This is a genomic window from Snodgrassella sp. M0110 (genome assembly GCF_016101465.1).
GTDB classification, from domain to species: Bacteria; Pseudomonadota; Gammaproteobacteria; order Burkholderiales; family Neisseriaceae; genus Snodgrassella; species Snodgrassella alvi.
Genome location: NZ_JACFQM010000002.1, coordinates 172361 through 189361, shown reverse-complemented (window position 1 = coordinate 189361; position 17001 = coordinate 172361). Strand labels below are relative to the sequence as shown.

The 17001-nt window shown below is 35.9% G+C and carries 19 protein-coding genes; 9 read left to right on the top strand and 10 right to left on the bottom strand.

The window, feature by feature from the left end; all coding sequences use genetic code 11:
* Positions 1-399 precede the first annotated feature (399 nt).
* From H3T84_RS03595 to H3T84_RS03580, 5 genes are all read right to left on the bottom strand, one after another.
* A complete protein-coding gene (locus H3T84_RS03595) occupies positions 400-1440 on the bottom strand; it encodes a hypothetical protein (protein ID WP_198218025.1) in 1041 nt (346 codons plus the stop codon).
* Positions 1441-1683: 243 nt separating this feature from the next.
* Positions 1684-1812, bottom strand: a complete 129-nt coding sequence (locus H3T84_RS12295) for a hypothetical protein (RefSeq protein ID WP_255518363.1) — start codon at positions 1810-1812, stop codon at positions 1684-1686.
* A 269-nt stretch (positions 1813-2081) separates the two neighbouring features.
* Positions 2082-2513 carry a hypothetical protein gene (locus H3T84_RS03590; protein ID WP_198218023.1) on the bottom strand — a complete coding sequence of 144 codons (432 nt, stop codon included), beginning with the start codon at positions 2511-2513 and terminating at the stop codon, positions 2082-2084.
* A 962-nt stretch (positions 2514-3475) separates the two neighbouring features.
* Positions 3476-3907: a hypothetical protein gene (locus H3T84_RS03585; RefSeq protein WP_198218021.1), complete on the bottom strand. Its 432-nt coding sequence runs from the start codon at positions 3905-3907 to the stop codon at positions 3476-3478.
* A 479-nt stretch (positions 3908-4386) separates the two neighbouring features.
* The gene (locus H3T84_RS03580) at positions 4387-4767 is read right to left on the bottom strand and encodes a hypothetical protein (RefSeq protein WP_198218019.1); all 381 of its coding nucleotides are present in this window, start codon (positions 4765-4767) and stop codon (positions 4387-4389) included.
* 361 nt (positions 4768-5128) lie between these two features.
* Between H3T84_RS03580 and H3T84_RS03575 the strand changes: the two genes are divergently transcribed.
* Together H3T84_RS03575 and H3T84_RS03570 are read left to right on the top strand one after the other, a co-directional pair.
* Complete coding sequence (locus H3T84_RS03575) at positions 5129-5362, top strand: hypothetical protein (protein WP_198218017.1); 234 nt, start codon at positions 5129-5131, stop codon at positions 5360-5362.
* 344 nt (positions 5363-5706) lie between these two features.
* A complete protein-coding gene (locus H3T84_RS03570; protein WP_255518361.1) occupies positions 5707-6210 on the top strand; it encodes a WlaTC/HtrL family glycosyltransferase in 504 nt (167 codons plus the stop codon).
* A gap of 357 nt (positions 6211-6567) precedes the next feature.
* On the opposite strand, the gene fabI is transcribed toward H3T84_RS03570, so the two are convergent.
* From fabI to H3T84_RS03550, 4 genes are all read right to left on the bottom strand, one after another.
* Positions 6568-7377 (bottom strand): enoyl-ACP reductase FabI, encoded by an 810-nt coding sequence (gene fabI, locus H3T84_RS03565; RefSeq protein ID WP_198218013.1) that lies wholly within the window; start codon positions 7375-7377, stop codon positions 6568-6570.
* A gap of 156 nt (positions 7378-7533) precedes the next feature.
* Entirely contained in the window at positions 7534-8490 is a 957-nt protein-coding gene (gene trxB, locus H3T84_RS03560) for a thioredoxin-disulfide reductase (RefSeq protein ID WP_198218011.1), read from the bottom strand.
* Between the two features lie 134 nt (positions 8491-8624).
* Positions 8625-8816, bottom strand: coding sequence for a zinc-finger domain-containing protein (locus H3T84_RS03555; protein ID WP_198218004.1), 192 nt, complete (start codon positions 8814-8816; stop codon positions 8625-8627).
* Between the two features lie 92 nt (positions 8817-8908).
* Positions 8909-9832 (bottom strand): branched-chain amino acid transaminase, encoded by a 924-nt coding sequence (locus H3T84_RS03550; protein WP_198218002.1) that lies wholly within the window; start codon positions 9830-9832, stop codon positions 8909-8911.
* 329 nt (positions 9833-10161) lie between these two features.
* Here H3T84_RS03550 and H3T84_RS03545 point away from each other — a divergent pair, with 329 nt between their 5' ends.
* The 3 genes from H3T84_RS03545 to pyrF all read left to right on the top strand — a co-directional run bounded on the left by H3T84_RS03545 (position 10162) and on the right by pyrF (position 12640).
* Positions 10162-10503 carry a lipopolysaccharide assembly LapA domain-containing protein gene (locus tag H3T84_RS03545; RefSeq protein WP_198218000.1) on the top strand — a complete coding sequence of 114 codons (342 nt, stop codon included), beginning with the start codon at positions 10162-10164 and terminating at the stop codon, positions 10501-10503.
* A 1-nt stretch (position 10504) separates the two neighbouring features.
* Positions 10505-11689, top strand: a complete 1185-nt coding sequence (gene lapB / locus H3T84_RS03540) for a lipopolysaccharide assembly protein LapB (RefSeq protein ID WP_174833489.1) — start codon at positions 10505-10507, stop codon at positions 11687-11689.
* 222 nt (positions 11690-11911) lie between these two features.
* A complete protein-coding gene (gene pyrF, locus H3T84_RS03535) occupies positions 11912-12640 on the top strand; it encodes an orotidine-5'-phosphate decarboxylase (protein WP_198217998.1) in 729 nt (242 codons plus the stop codon).
* Positions 12641-12715: 75 nt separating this feature from the next.
* Here the strand turns inward: pyrF and ubiM are convergent, their stop codons facing one another.
* Entirely contained in the window at positions 12716-13930 is a 1215-nt protein-coding gene (gene ubiM, locus H3T84_RS03530; RefSeq protein WP_198217996.1) for a 5-demethoxyubiquinol-8 5-hydroxylase UbiM, read from the bottom strand.
* A gap of 167 nt (positions 13931-14097) precedes the next feature.
* Here ubiM and H3T84_RS03525 point away from each other — a divergent pair, with 167 nt between their 5' ends.
* The 4 genes from H3T84_RS03525 (at position 14098) to prmB (ending at position 16967) form a co-directional block, all read left to right on the top strand.
* On the top strand, positions 14098-14724 hold the full coding sequence (locus H3T84_RS03525; protein WP_174833486.1) for a Smr/MutS family protein: 627 nt from the start codon (positions 14098-14100) through the stop codon (positions 14722-14724).
* A gap of 419 nt (positions 14725-15143) precedes the next feature.
* Positions 15144-15467, top strand: coding sequence for a DUF2062 domain-containing protein (locus H3T84_RS03520; protein WP_198217993.1), 324 nt, complete (start codon positions 15144-15146; stop codon positions 15465-15467).
* A gap of 10 nt (positions 15468-15477) precedes the next feature.
* Entirely contained in the window at positions 15478-15984 is a 507-nt protein-coding gene (locus tag H3T84_RS03515) for a hypothetical protein (RefSeq protein ID WP_084586806.1), read from the top strand.
* Between the two features lie 77 nt (positions 15985-16061).
* On the top strand, positions 16062-16967 hold the full coding sequence (gene prmB, locus H3T84_RS03510) for a 50S ribosomal protein L3 N(5)-glutamine methyltransferase (RefSeq protein WP_078475784.1): 906 nt from the start codon (positions 16062-16064) through the stop codon (positions 16965-16967).
* Positions 16968-17001 lie beyond the last annotated feature (34 nt).

The following is a 17001-nucleotide window of genomic DNA, read 5'->3' as shown; positions in this document are numbered from 1 at the left end:
GCTATTAATGCTTATATCTCAGATTAATAATGCAAAAATTTTAAGTCTTAATTTGTAATCGGTTTTATACTAAGTAACTTAAATCAAAAAGAACATATATCTATGTTTAATTAAAATTTAATAAGAAAATTAAATGAGATTAAATAAATAAAAATTTATAGAAAAATGATGTATTTAGTAAAAGGTTAAGCAAAACCAAACCAGCAATTTATAATCAAAAAATCATAAAAACATTTCTGTAAATAGAAATTTTTGGAATCAAATGGTTGTCAGTTGTTTGATAAGATTTTCCATCGTTTATACACTCAAGTTTTTAAATTTATTCTATTAGATGTTTTTTGATTTTCATGCATGGTTCCTTTTTGTCATGTTATCATATTTTGGGACAATTGCATGAAATTAATTAAGATTGATGACAATATGAGTATGCTGATGCTTCAAGTCATTTGGTAAATATTTTTCTAAAATATTTTCATCATCATCAACTAAAATAACATGAATAGAACAACTCTCTTTTAATGAAAAAAGTGCTGATGCTAACTCAGTGAAGCGTTGTTTTTGTAGTTTAATTGATAAAGGGTCATCATCTTCATAAATTTTTGATTCCGATATCTTTAATTCCTGCAAAGATCGCAACTTCTGTATTTTTGTTAAAGTTAATGGTTTTACTTGAGTATGATATAACTCTAATTGCTTAACTTGATTTAAGAATCCTTGATCTAACCATTGATTAAAGAGTGTATCTTCAATAGACCAGATAGATAGATTATTGGCAAAAATATTCTGCTTTGCTAGTAAATGATTAAAGGTTTTAAAATCAATCTCCAAATCATCGCGAGGAACTAAGCATGATACATAAGCATAATCGCCTTTTACAATCACTTGTTGAATTTGATTTTGAACATTAAAAAACAATTCTAATTCACCTGTATGATGTGTGCCTTGATAATCTAAATAGCGCGATTGAATTTTTTTAAATGAATTATTTTCCCATTGCAAAAACCATTCTCTGTCGCCCGTGGTTTTAGTAATATCAATATGTTTTTCTTCGTATTGTTTTAACCTACCCGTACCGTCAGGATAAAAACTGATATCTTTTACAATCCAACCATTAATACAAAGTGATTCACCAGATACAAATCCTGCAAAATAATCATAAAATAAGCCAGTAAATGGCTTACCAAGATAAGTATTAGGAATATCATTCATCTCATAGTCAAAATCTCCACCATGGATAAGTCCAGAATCTACTTTTATCATACTGTTAGTTTCAAAAAAACCATAATCTCGACTGCCAGTAATCTTTCCGTTGGTTATTTCATAGACTTTATAGAGCTGATTATCACGATGATCGTACGCCTCGCCGGTAAATAAAATGTCATTATAAAAATAGTAATTACTATGATTTTCTAGTTGATTGAGTTCTATTCTGACTATCATGTTATTAACTCCATAATCTTTTAATTATCAACGCGACCAGTAGGAATATTAATTCCTTTTAATTTAGCGAGAATATCGCTACAATGTCGACAGGCAGGGAAGGCTTTACCTTGCTCGTATTCGGTTAACTGTGGTACAGACCGTATTCTCTGTCTGAATACTTTCCTTGATACATCAGACTCTGTTGTACTGGGATATATATTCCGTTTCCTGTATCAGTTTCCCTGGCTGGAACTTTGTTTCTTAAATAATCTCACCGACTTTCTTTGTCTGCTTTTCTTGTGTGCAGTTGCTAATTACTGATTCTGTGTCTGTACGCATTAGCAGTTCAAAACTGTCTGCTTCGCGATATATATGTACAGACATTCCCATTTGTCAGCGCCGTTTTTCTAAATGATTTGCGGTCTGTCCTGTATTAAAATGGTAAAGTAGGCTATCTTTGTCATCGGTGTATTTCTATCCTCCAGCTGAGTTCATCAATGTATCCGTAGTGTTACGATAGTCGAATTAAACTTAAGGGCTTAAGTAAAAGAAGCGAGTTATTTGGTGGATTAAACAGAAATTTAATAATAAACTTAGAAATATTAATTTCTTTCACGGTTTATTAAATATATTGTAGTTAATCATTTTAAATATATTATTCATAATGTTTGAAATTTTGATAAACAATAATTTCCTTTTTCATAAATACAACTAATTAAAACATTTCCTTCTGTTTGAATAGCTGCTACACGATCACAGCAATATTGTTGATTAACAGACCATTCTATATTAGCAATATCAAGATAATTTAAAATAAGTTCGAAACTGGTTTCTGGATATAAAATAATATTGTCTAGTAATGAAACTGGATAATGAGTTAAATCAAACCCTAATGAATATATTTTGAAATTAATGATTTTTATTTGTAATGCTTTAAAAAAATAAGAAAATCCTCTATTTTTGTTCAATTTGTCAAAATAATGCTTCTTTCCTAAATCCTTTTTTTTGAAATAAGAATATATGTCTTCTTCTGCTAATCCAACTTTTAACTTCAAATACATTCCTGTTCTAAGAAAATTAGTTAAGTCCATTAAATCTCCAATATTATTGAGTATCGAACTATAATATAGTTCAAATACAATAAGTATAAATATTAATAATGATATATTTATACTTACATTACTAATTTGGTTAGTCATTTTATTTATAATTAAATACTATTCACCTACATGTATTCATCAAATATTTGAAACTTTGATAATCGATAATCGCCTTTATCGTATACACAACCAATGAGAGTATTTCCTTCGGTTTTAATTGTGAGTTCACGGCTATAACAATACTTTTGGTAAAAAGACCATTTTATATCAGCGATATCAAGATATTTTATAATGAGTTCAAAACTCGTTTTTGAAGATATAGTGATATCATTAAGTAACGTGACCGAATGACAGGCCGGATCAAATTGTAATGAATATATTTTAGAATTAATCACCATTATTTCTAGTGCATTATAAAAATAAGAAAATCCTTCATTCTTATTCAATTTATTATAATAGTGTTTTTTACTTAAATCTTTTTTTTTAAAATGGAATATATTTTTTTTTCTTTTAAGCCAACTTTTAGTTTTAAATATACTCCAGTTCTAAGAAAATTAGTTAAATTCATTAATTCTCTCCAATATTGTTGAAAACCTATTCTTGCAACACTCCGGTTATTCTAAATTAATTTTATAATAATTTAATACATTTTTAAAGGCAATCCAAAGATTTAAATATTTGTACTTTAACTTGCCTCATAAATTTTATTCTCATTCAACCTTATATAAATTTATCTGCTTGATTAATTTATTTTTTACTCTCTATATAAATCATACTAACTGAAAAATAGTATAGAGTAGCCTGGTTTTTCTATTTAAATAATGTCTCTGAAATCTCATTACTCAACGACAAGCTTATTAGTAATAGTAATATGAAAGATTTAAGCTAAAATTATCAATAGTATTAAAATTTCTAAGCTATTTTTTAGACTACTAGGATAATTTAAAAATATTCTAAAAAATTTTATGTAATTTTTTTTTAGATATTTTTAAATCTTTAGCAATTATTTCAATATAGAATTTATTACTTTGAATGATATAGTGAAAATATTCTCCCAAGTCATATTTTTCCCAATCAGGAAAAAAAGAATATCGTTCTTTTTTAAGTTTTTCTAACCATGAAGAATCAGGAATAATCCAATAGCATGCACGATAATTATCTTCTTCACTGTTAATGTAGTAGTATAAATTTTTGTTTCGTTCAAAACGCATTGCCCAAACATAAGAGAATTTAAATATACCTGTATAAACTGAGTATTTAGCCGGTGAAACCCATATTTTAAAAAAAGCACTTAATGAATCATTTTGGGATTTAATAACAATATCATCATTTGGAGCTTGCCAATATGGAAGCTCGATAGCATAAGCAAAGTCTTTTTTTATCATAATATTTAATTCTTATCTACTTTAGAGAAGATTAGATGTACCTTTTTAATTAACAGAAATTAAAAAAAATTGATATCATTAATTTTAACAAGAATTTTACTTTTCTCAAGTTTTAAATTTTCATTTAGCAATCTCTACAGATCAATCCAAGTTAATCTGTCAAACGTATACTGATACAAAATTAATCTATTTCACAGTCCAATCGGGTAAATGATCTTTATCAGAAATCATAATACCTGAAAGTATTGTCGTATAGTCACATTATGCTTTCTAAATATTATCTCTAATATCTTAGGATTTTGTGGCATAGTATCGCGCAATATTGCCTTGTCTGTATTGGTTTAAGCCACAACTATAATGAACATTCATTCACGTTATTTAGTATTTACTTTTCCGTTTTATCATATTATGTTTCCATAAAGGAAAATTTTTTTCTATTCATGTGGTTTCTGGCATGCTATAGCTGTCTAATTCTTAATTTATAGCTCTATTGGATAAAGCCTGACATTATCAGGAATGGTAAAAAAACATATGAATTTATTTATTTCACATGTGCCGGATGCTTCTATAAGAACAATATCATTTCCAAAAGATAAAACCCAGACTCCATTACCTTCACATGATATTACTTTTGCACTAAAAAAAATTTTATTATCAAAAAGATGAATACTTGATTCACTTCTTTTTTCAAGAGTAATATTTTTTTCCCATTCAAAAAAATCATCAATATCCAATTCAATATTATAAGAGTTATTTAATATTGGCAGTTTATTATTTTCCCAAGTAGCAGCTCCATAACCTAGATTCGATTCAAATTCTACGATATTATCATTTAAATTTGTTTTTAAAATAATTTTCATTTTTGTAATGGCACCCTAATCATCGTATTATCAGCATTTTTCACAACTTTAATTACAAGATCATAAGTTTATGTTTCTTTATGATAGTGATATTCAGGTAACTTATTATTCATTTCATACTCACTGTAACATATCTTCTTTTCCATTAGCCGACAATATTCTATCAGTGTTGAATATACCTGTTCTAGGTTGTTCAATTAAATAAGACTCCAGCCCAAGAAATTTATCACATTTTTGTAAGGCGTTTTTAGCTTTACCTGTCATTGAGCTAGAGTACTTTATTGTACTCACGTTTTGTAGATTTTTTGCGTCAGATACTGAAGACAAGTTCCAAAGATATCAATCCATATCAGCACAAGATGTGCTGTATCTGATTGTCGATTATGGCTATCTGTGTAAAGGTATACTTAATTTAAACAAAGAAAGAATTGAAAAAGGAAATTTATATAAAATATTATTAATAGAACAATATGATTGGAATCAAATTAGAAATGCAATAGGTGAAAAACTTGCCTGTATTAATCCTGATGAAGGACAACAAGCTTATGACAGTTTAGCTAATATTTTTTATTGGGAGTATGAAGGTATGAAGTAATATTAAATATTTAGTGTTTTTAATATAGGTAATTCTCATAATTATTTTAATAATTTTTTTAGTTATATACTATATATAATAGAAAGCAAACTTCTAGCAATGGTGCGAATTAATATAAAAAATCGCACATATTTCGATACAACAGATTAAATGTTAAGTCATAGTGATTGAATAATACTGGAATCGGATTTAAGTGGTTTATCTAATACGAACGATGGTACTATAGTGGATCATGTAAAAGAGAAAAACACAGGATATATTTTAGTTTCTGAAAATATATCCGGAACTACTAAATATAATTCAAAAAATGAACTAGTAAAAATAGATATAACTAAGTAGTATTAATGAATTTAAAGTATCACTTTATGAATCAAGTACAGAAAATTATACCTAAAGCTATAGATGATATTCTTGCATGGGTTGATTTTGGTTATTGTCGTCGGCATTCAGTGCTTAATGGTGCTACTATGTGGAATCATCCGTTTGAAAATAATTTTATACATCTATTTTCATTTAAAAAATCGTTAGAAATGAAAAATGAAGATGTAATGCTTCAAAAAGCATTACATAATGACGCATACTTTATTGGAGGGGTGATGGTAGGTTCTGTAAAATTGTGGAGACAATTCTACTTACTTACTACGAGTTTGCAAAAAAAATATCTGCGTCAAAATATTTGTGATGATGATCAGGGAACATTATTAATGGCCTTCTGGAAACAACCTGAATTATTTAAAATTCATAAAATAAAAGATTGGTTCAGCGTTTTTAAAAAATATAATAAAGGATCGAAGTATCGTACAGTTTATTGGCGGTTGAAATCTTCAATAATTAAGCTAATTTACTAAGCTCTTCTTTAAGAATAATGGTCTTTATGTATATAAAAACCAGGATTTTAGTTTTAGATTAATAAAATGTGTAATGCTGACACCCAACATCATCTGAGAAATAACTTATGCCAAAAAATCAAATTTAGCGAAGAAATCATACATTTTAGGGAAAATTGAAAATTAAATTTTTGAATTGATATGTAATTTTTATTATATAAAATTTTGAGTTAAAATGGCTATGAAATAGTTAATAAAAAGAAGAGTATATATCTATAGATAACATCTATTGGAATATTAATAAAAAAGTCAAATCTATTTGGATTTGACTTTTCTGACTTAAAGACACTATTTATACTACTAAAATTTATTTGCAGTTTAGCTATTATGAGTACTTACCAGATCTTCCGGTACGCCCAGAGCATTAATACTGTAACCGCCATCAACATATGTGATTTCACCAGTGATTCCTGAAGCCAGATCAGATAACAAGAAAGCAGCAGTGTTACCAACTTCATCAATAGTGATATTACGACGAATTGGATTTTGTGCGGACACATGAGCTAGTAAACGACTGAAGTTTGCAATGCCTGAAGCAGCAAGTGTTTTAATCGGACCTGCTGAAATACCATTGCATCGAATTCCTTCCTCCCCGAGGCAGGCTGCTGTGAAGCGGATACCCGCTTCTAATGATGCTTTAGCCATGCCCATTACATTATAGTTAGGTATGGCACGTACTGCACCTAGATAGGTCAGAGCAAGAATAGAGCTGTTATGGCCACTCATTAACGGACGGGCAGCTTTAGCCAGTGCAGGCAAGCTATAAGCAGACACTTCATGAGCCGTCATAAATGCTTCGCGTGTAATACTATCCAGAAAATCCCCGTTTAAGGCTTCTTTTGGTGCAAAAGCAATAGCATGTACTAGACCATCAAGTTGTGACCAGCTCTTCCCCAAATCAGAAAACAACTGGCTGATTTCATCATCACTTTGTACATCACAGCGATATACCAGTTCTGAACCCAGTTCGGCAGCCATTTTGCGTACCCGGTCTTCTAGTTTGTCTACAACATAGGTGAAAGCCAGTTCTGCTCCCTGTTCACGACAGGCTTTGGCAATGCCATAGGCAATAGAGCGTTCAGAAATCATACCGGTGATGAGGATTTTTTTGCCTTGCAAAAAGCCCATAATTATTATCCTTGAACGTGATTTGTGTTTAGCTTAAAGGTCGCATTATAACTAATATTTACTTTTACGCGAAATATAGCGCTAGAGTAGAAACTTTAAAACCGGCTGATGTGATGACATTCAGCCGGTCAATATATAACTAAATATAACTAAAAATTATTCAGTTAATCCGGATAAATAATGGTCTGCATCCAGTGCAGCCTGACAGCCTGATGCCGCGCTGGTAATAGCCTGACGGTATATGTGGTCTTTCACATCTCCTGCGGCAAATACGCCAGGAATATTTGTTGCGCCGACGTTGCCATCATTACCACCTTTGGTAATGAGATAACCTGTTGCATCCATATCCAGCTGACCTTTAAAAATTTCGGTGTTGGGTTGATGGCCAATAGCAATGAATATGCCGGTTACTGCCAGAATTTCACTTTCATTATCGGCATGATTGATGCGTACTGAGTTTACTCCTTTATCATCACCAAGAATTTCATCAACTGTAGCATTAAGTTTAAGAATGATTTTGCCTTCTTTTACCCGCTCCAGTAATCTGTCAATCATGATTTTTTCAGCACGAAAGTTGTCACGGCGATGTATCAGGGTAACGGTACGTGCGATATTTGCCAGATACAAAGCTTCTTCAATCGCTGTATTACCGCCGCCGACAACAGCTATATCCTGATCTTTGTAGAAAAAGCCGTCACAGGTGGCACACGCAGAAACGCCTCTGCCGGCAAAAGTTTCTTCACTGGGTAATCCCAAGTACTTGGCAGAAGCACCTGTTGCAATGATTAATGCATCACAGCTGTAACTTCCCATATCACCAATAAGAGTAAACGGGCGATGTTGTAAATCCACCTGATTGATATGGTCAAAAATCATATTGGTACCAAAGCGTTCGGCATGTTCCAGAAAGCGCTGCATCAATTCAGGACCTTGCACACCATTGACATCAGCCGGCCAGTTATCTACTTCAGTTGTTGTCATCAACTGACCACCCTGTGCCATACCGGTAATCAGTGTAGGTTTCAAACCTGCACGAGCTGCATAAACCGCAGCTGTATAACCGGCTGGTCCGGAACCAAGGATAATTAATCGGCTGTGTGTGAGTTCGCTCATGACATTTCCTTATTATTTGGGCAATACTAAGTAGGATAAATGGAGGTAACTGTACCACAATATCAAAAAAGAATTAAATTCTCCAATTTCGATTTAATAGAGTAGTTATTGGTTATGTATACGCCTGAACAAAGTTAGTGATGATTGTCAGCAATACCTTCCAGATGATATTGTTTGCCACAATAGGGACACTCAATACTACTATTAGATTGAATGGGTAAAAACACACGAGGGTGACCATTCCAGGTTTCATGTTCCGGGCCGGTACATATCAATGGCAAATCATGTGGGGTAATGGTTGTAACTGATTGGGCAGTATTACTCATAATTATTTCCCTTGGTTGAGCTGAGAGCTAATCATACAAAACAGACCTGATTACAGCAAATAATGTTGTAATCAGGTCTTTTATTCAGATAATTAAATGATATAAGTCAGCCAGGATTCATATTTGGTATTTTTGCCATGAACAATGTCAAAATATCGCTGCTGAATCTCTGTAGTCAATGTACCGCGAGAGCCACAGCCAATTACGCGACCGTCAACTTCACGGATAGGTGTGACTTCAGCTGCCGTGCCTGTAAAGAATACTTCGTCTGCGCAATAAACTTCATCACGGGTAATATGCTTTTCAGTAACGGTTAAATTCATATCAGCTGCGATAGCCATTACTGTACGCCGGGTAATCCCATCTAAAGCTGCATCCAGGGCCGGTGTGTAAAGTTTGCCATCATTGACGATAAATATGTTTTCCCCGGATCCTTCAGCAACAAAACCGTTTGAATCCAGCATAATGGCTTCATCATAGCCATTACGGGTAGCTTCGGTATTAGCCATAATAGAATTCATGTAGTTGCCATTGGCTTTAGCTTTAATCATGGTGATATTGGGGTGATGACGGGTGAACGAGCTAATTTGCACGCGAATACCCTTTTGTATACCTTCTTCGCCAAGATAGGCTCCCCATGGCCAGGCAGCCACAATTACCTGTACATCATTTTGATCTGGAGCTACACCCAGTTTGTTTGAACCATAAAAAGCCATAGGTCGAAAATAGCAGGAAGCCAGTTTGTTGGCTTTAACTACTTCAATGTGAGCCTGATTGATTTCTTCCATTGTGAATGGCAGATGCATGCCAGTAATTTTAGCGGAGTTAAACAGACGTTTAGTATGATCCTGTAAACGAAAAATAGCTGTTCCGTTTTGCGTTTCATAAGCACGTACGCCTTCGAAAACCCCCATACCATAATGCAATGTATGAGTTAAAACATGAGTTTGAGCTTTTCTCCACTCAACAAGATTACCATTAAACCAGATAAAACCGTCTTGGTCGGCCATAGACATAATAAAACTTCTCCAAAATAAGACATTAAGCTGCGGTGGCCGGAACCCTGTGTTGCAATGGATAGAGCAAGGCAGGATTGATGACTAGGCAGTACAAAAAATAATGGTAACAACAGCTGTTGGTCTTATCTTTAGCCAATAGCTGCTGTTACTTTATGTAAAAGTAAATATTATCACTGCCAGTTTTGCTTGCCAATGCTGAAAGCAGGGGGCAGTTTTTGCTAAAAAGGCGTGAAATCGTTTAAACTGTGTTGCTTCCTCAATAATCCGGCTTGTATTTGACGTATGATTGAATATTCAGAAAACAGTACAGTGTAAGGTGAATAAGTATGAAAATTATTTATGCATTAATAAAAATAGCGGTGTTGCTGATATTGTTGCTGCTTGCTGTAAGCAATACACAAATGATTGCATTCAATTATTTACCCGGACAAATTGTCAATTTGCCATTAATTGTCCTGTTAATGATATTTTTTATTATTGGTGCTGTGTTTGGTGTGTTTGCCATGTTTGGGCGATTATTACGTCTGCGCAGTCAGGTCAATCAGTTACAGGCTAAGCTTGATAAACAAATTAAGGCAGCCGCTCAGGCTGTACGTACTGAAAATCTTGCCGTTACTGCCACTCAGCCACAATCCGATAATTCTGATCAGAAGAAAGTAAATAATTAATATGGATAGTAATGATTTCTGGATGTGGCTGGCGCCGGTTGTTTTGTTACCTGTATTTTTTGCTATGGGCTGGTTTGCTGCCCGGGTAGATATGCGGGCAGTGCTCAAGCAGGCGAAATCCATTCCGGAAGGATTTTATAAAAGTCTGGATGCTCTGGCTGAGAACAAAAGTGCAGTAGCAGTGCGCGAACTGGCTGAAGTTGTCGACCAGCAAAATGATGCCCGTCAAAGCACGTATGAACTGCATCTGACATTAGGGAAGTTGTACCGTCAGCGTGGTGAAAATGATAAGGCCATTGCTCTGCATCAGAAATTACTGGAGTTGCCGGAAACTATTGCAGAACGTCGTGATATCGTTGCTTTCGAGCTTGGACAGGATTATCAGGCCGCCGGTTTGGTAGACCGTGCTGAGCAGATTCTGGTTGGTTTGCTTAATGGCAGTAAAGCCAGACAGGCACGGCAGATATTGCTTAATATTTATCAGCAGGATCGGGACTGGGAAAAAGCCATTAAGCTGGCAGAAGAGCTCAGTACCGGAGATCAGACTTATCAATTTGAAATTGCTCAGTTTTATTGTGAGCTAGCTCAATTGGCTTTGTATCAGTCTGAGTACAATAAAGCACGTGAATATATTTTTCAGGCTTTGGCTGTAAACCGAAAATGCAGCCGGGCTAACATGATCCTTGGCGATGTAGAACTGAAACAGCAAAATTTTCAGGCTGCTGTAGATGCTTATAGTGCTATTGAAAAACAGAATTATGAATACCTCAGTCTGGTGGGTGAACGTTTATATGATGCCTATGATGGTATGAATAAAGCAGCAGACGGTCTGGAAGTTCTGATTGGTTTTGCTCAGACGTTTCCGCAGCTGGATTTATCTGGTGTAATTTATGAAAAATCCATTCCTGTATATGGTGATGACAGGGCTACAGAAATCGTTATTGATCTGGTGAGACGTAAACCTACTCTGACCGGGACTTATCGTTTGCTCGGAGTTTTACAAAATAATATTGCTCCGAAATGGAAAGCTGAAGTTGATATGATGCGTTCAGTAGTAGGCATGCAGATGCAAAAATCTGTGATGTATCGCTGTCGCCATTGTCATTTTAAATCTCAAGTTTACTTCTGGCATTGCCCGGCCTGTAATAAATGGGAAACATTTACCCCCAATCGTATTGATGTATAGCAGCTGAGTAATTTTATTAATTGCTAAACTATTTACTCTGTTTTATAAAAATTTTGCCCGGGATCAGTTAAGAAGATTTTTTGAATTCACATAATTGAATATCAAAAATAAAATGATATTAAAATTAGAGTTTAATATCATATTTGAATATTTCGTTCAGAGATCCTTTAGCAATCGATATATGCATTGTTAAAGCCAATATTGAAAAATAATTGCCAGAATATGAATCCATTAATGCTTGATACTACTATGATAAACCGGACAACCAAACCAGTAATTGTGGCACTGGATTTTGCCAATGCTGAAACAACGCTGGATTTTGTTCGTCAGTTGGACCCGGATTTGTGCCAGCTTAAAATAGGTAAAGAACTATTTACTGCTACTGGCCGCTATCTGGTTGAGCAGCTTGTATTACAAGGCTATCGGATTTTTCTTGATTTAAAATACCATGATATTCCCAATACCGTAGCATCTGCCTGTAAAGTGGCTGCTGATATGGGAGTGTGGATGGTAGATATGCATGCATCGGGTGGTCGAAGAATGATGGAAGCTGCTGCTGAAGCTGTTAGTAATTGCAGCCAGCCGCCATTATTAATTGCAGTAACGGTATTAACCAGTATGACTCAGAATGAACTGGTAGAAATCGGTATAAACTCATCTATAGATGAAGCAGTTATTCGTCTGGCTGAATTAACCCGGCAATCCGGTCTTGATGGCGTGGTTTGTTCTGCTCAGGAAGCATCTTTATTACGCAGACAGCTCGGGCAGGATTTTTTACTGATTACGCCCGGTATCCGATTACAAAATTCAATTACAGATGATCAGCGGCGCATTATGACTCCAAAAGCAGCTTTAGCAGCAGGCAGCAGCTATCTGGTAATGGGCAGACCGGTAACGCAAAGTAAAAACCCGATTGAGCTATTGCAACAAATTAATAACGGTCTGATTTAAGCAGAAAAGTTTTGATAAAAAATAGCTGCTAACACATATATAGTTAGCAGCTATTTTATTGGTGGCATGAAAGGATTATCCGGTTAACTGTTTACTAATCAGTTTTTTCACCGGAGGCAGATTATTGCTTATACGCAATACCAATGAGCGCATCAGTCGGGCAGGGTGGCTGTCGTTAGTAAATAAAGACACCATAGCGTTAGTTCCGTGATACAGAATCCGGGTATGAGGCATATGCTGTCTCTGGTATTGAGCCAGTAAAGTCTGACTTCCAATATCTTTTCCTTTAGATACGGCTTCGTTAATCAGTTTCGATAATATGCCTACTCCGCTTAGTCCAAGATTAAAACCATGAGCTGTTACTGGATGCATACCAACTGCCACATCTCCAATCAGAGCACTGCGCTGAGCATAAAATGCATTGGCATGGACGCCGACAAGCGGGTAATGATGAACAGTGCTAACCAAATGCATCTCACCTAGTTTACCTTTGAGCTGTTGGGTAATATCTGCGGCCAACTCAGCGGGAGACATGGCCAGAATGTCACCTGCATGTTCATTATTAATAGTAACAACACAATTAGTGAGATTTTCTTCAAGTGGCAGCAAAGCAAGAGTACGCCCGTAATGGAAACATTCCAGCGCAGTATGCTGGTTACTCAATGTATGCTGCATCCGGAAAACAATTACTGTACGCCCGAAATCGTGAATCTGGGCAGAAACTCCCAACTGGCGGCGTGTATTGGAAAAACGGCTATCGGCAGCAACAAGTAGTTTCCCATTGATTAGCCGGCCATCATCCAGCTTGGCTTCAATTTGATTTGCATGTTCATTTTTTACATCAATAATACTATGGCCAGTAATTATATTTACATTATTAAAGGCCTTGACTGCTTCGTATGCAGCACGCCGGATATTATGATTACTGATTAAAAAACCCAGTGTATTGGCCGGTTTGCCGCGAGCCATAGTTGGCTGTTCAAAATGGAGCTGATAGTTAGAATAGCCGTTAATTACTTTAGCATCACGCAAAGGATAAATTTCATCTGGTGCAACTTTGTCCCACATATCCAACTGCTGCATTAATTCCTTTGAATAATGTGTCAGAGCAATTTCCCTGCCATCAAAAGGCGGGTGCGCTACTACAGCCATTTCCTGTTTTTCAACTACAGTAATTGAAAGTCCTGATGGAGCTAAAGCGCGTGCCAGACTTAAACCAGCAGGTCCGGCTCCGACGATAATGACATCAGTTTCTTTATCTGAGTGTGAAGACACATTATTTGCTGCCATAAAATCCATTCCTGAATGAATATATTCAATACAGCGTTAGAATAACTGAAAATGAACTTGAATCCTATATCCGTTTGAAAGAAAGTTAATAAACGTCAAGCTTAACTCTTAAATTATTGCTCTGTTAAAATCATGGTAATAGGATTTATATATGAATGATTATACAAATGGTTAAAAACTCATTTCAGGATCAATTGCAGCAACTGGGTAAACAGGCTAAAGCGAAACGTCTGGCAGAAGAGCAGCAGGCAAAAGAAGTACAAAAGCGCCAGACGGATGTTAATTTTGCTGAAGCGATCGGAAAAGATATTACGCCATTAAAGGCAAGAAATCAGTTTCAGCATCCGCGTGATACCAGCCCGATCAAGCTGCGAGTACAGCAGAAAGAATTAATTAACGACGTTACCAGCTATTTTTATATAGGTGAAAGTCAGGATAATACGGCTCCGGCAGTTTTTAGTAAAAATGGTCGTGGTAAGGCTGATATTAAACGCTTGCAGGCGAAGCAATGGCCAATTGTGGCTTATGTAGATTTACATGGCTATCGTCAGGATGAAACCCAGGAAGTATTGAATGAATTTATAGATTATATTCAGCAATACGGTGTAGTTGGTGAAATAGTCCATGGCAGCGGACTAGGATCAAAAGATTATCAGCCTGTATTGAAAACGCTTGTACGCCGCTGGTTAATGGCACACCCTGAAGTGCTGGCTTATGCCCAGCCAAATGAACGTAATGATGGTGCAGTATACGTGCTGGTTAAAAAGAAACATCGTAGATTTGAACAGGAATAATTTGTGATTAATTACTTGTCTTAAACATTTTGCTTAAAAATAAAGGCAAAAATAAACAGATAATCAGGTTAAACTGAATTCGGATTTTTAGTTATTATAAATAATCGAATTGTTATTGTTTTATCTGTAATTAATGAATTGATTATATTTAATTCATTATGATTATTTGTATTGGTTATTTTTTGAATTTTGTCATGCCGAGACGATAAACAGTAGTCTGACCAAATGGATTCAGTATATGCGGCAAAAAATGCCAACACAGGCATCATTATTTACTTCTTCATGGTTTAAACCATTTGCGCGCTGTTTTGACCGGTCATATAACTGGCAGCTCTATTGAGAAAGTGCTGCCTCTGCTGTAGCTGTTGGCATGTTTTGTGGTCCCATGCCCGGACCTACCCAGATGCCTACCGCTCATAGTGGCCTATTTGATACGCACACACTTACCCGTGGCACTTTTAACTACGCTGTATACGAATCCACTAATTTATATACCTTTATATTACTGTGCATATCAGATTGGTGAGGGTTTATTATATGGTCAGTGGGGTAAAGCCATGCCTGAATTGCCAGAGTTTAAATTAGGTCATCTCGGGACTGAATTATGGCAATGGCTGATTCAGTTTGGTAAGCCTTTACTTTTGGGTATGCCGGTATTGGGTATGATACTCGCAGCTCTCGGATACATTGTGGTTTGGAATGGCTGGCAGTGGTTTGCCCGCAGACATACAACCATCAACTAGAAATAAAGACATGCAAAGATCATTAACGGATAACGAGTTAAGGTTGGTTAGAAAGTTTCTGGGTAATGCAGCAGACTGGACAAAAGTACAGATAGTACGTGATGCATGGTGGCTAGTACATCCGCATGCTGCCATAACATGCGGAAATCATATTATTTTTCCGGCGGCATATTATGTTGATGATTTTACTCAGTCGGATTTGAGCATGCAAGGCTGGCTGATGCATGAGCTTATGCATGTCTGGCAAAGCCAGCATGGTTTTCCAATTTTATTTGCCGGAGTCTGTCTTGCACTTAAAGCAGGCTACTATCAGGCTCGTGCCTACCGGTATCCGCCCCCAGAAACAGTTATCAGCCTTAATCAGCTGAATATGGAGCAACAGGCGAATATAGTACAGCATTATTTTCTGGCATTGAGCGGTGATAAACGGTATCAGCACTCTCTGGTAGATTTTCGTCGCTTGCTTAAACCGCTTATCAGACATCCGGATAATCGTAGTCTGTTACCGCATTATTAACAGCTGGCTTTGGCCGGTTATTTTAGATAACTTTTTAACTGTTATAATTCACACTTGTTTTATTGCCGGAGTAATACATGTCTGTATTTGAAGCAGCAGCGCAGCAACTGCATACTGTACGTGATTTTTTACGCTTTACTGTGAGTCAGTTTCAAGAGGCAGAATTATTTTTTGGTCATGGAAATGATAATGCCTATGATGAAGCTGCCTACCTGATTTTACATACCTTACATTTGCCACTGGACACATTAGAGCCGTTTCTTGATGCCCGTTTGCTCGACACAGAAAAGTCACTGCTGCTACAGCTTGTTCAACGCCGTACCAGTGAACGCATACCAGTGGCTTATCTTACCCATCAGGCATGGCAGGGAGCATATGAATTTTATGTTGATGAAAGAGTAATCGTGCCGCGTTCATTTATTTATGAGCTTTTAGGTGCACCGCTTCATCCATGGATTGAATATGATGAACTGGTACACAGAGCACTGGATTTATGCACGGGCAGCGGTGCACTAGCTATTCAGATGGCGGACATTTATCCGGATGCGATGATTGATGCAGTAGATATCAGTCTTGATGCGCTTGAAGTAGCAGGTATGAATATTGAAGACTATGGATTAGAGGATCGAATCAATCTTATTCATACCGACCTGTTTACCGGTATTGATACAACTTATGATTTAATCGTGTCAAATCCGCCCTATGTAGATGCCGAATCAGTCGCACAATTGCCAGAAGAGTATCTGCATGAGCCAGAACTGGCATTAGGAAGTGGAATTGATGGTTTGGATGCTACTCGGCAGATTATTCAGCAGGCTGCCAGATATCTTAACCCAAAAGGGGTATTGCTGGTTGAAATCGGGCATAATCGCGAAGTACTGGAGCAGGCATTTCCGGAATTACCATTTACCTGGATGCCTACTAGTGGCGGAGATGGGTTTGTCTTTTTGCTGACACGCGAACAATTATTAGGTGAAGCGTAGATTAACTGTGATATATCTGGTTAGATTGTTCAGA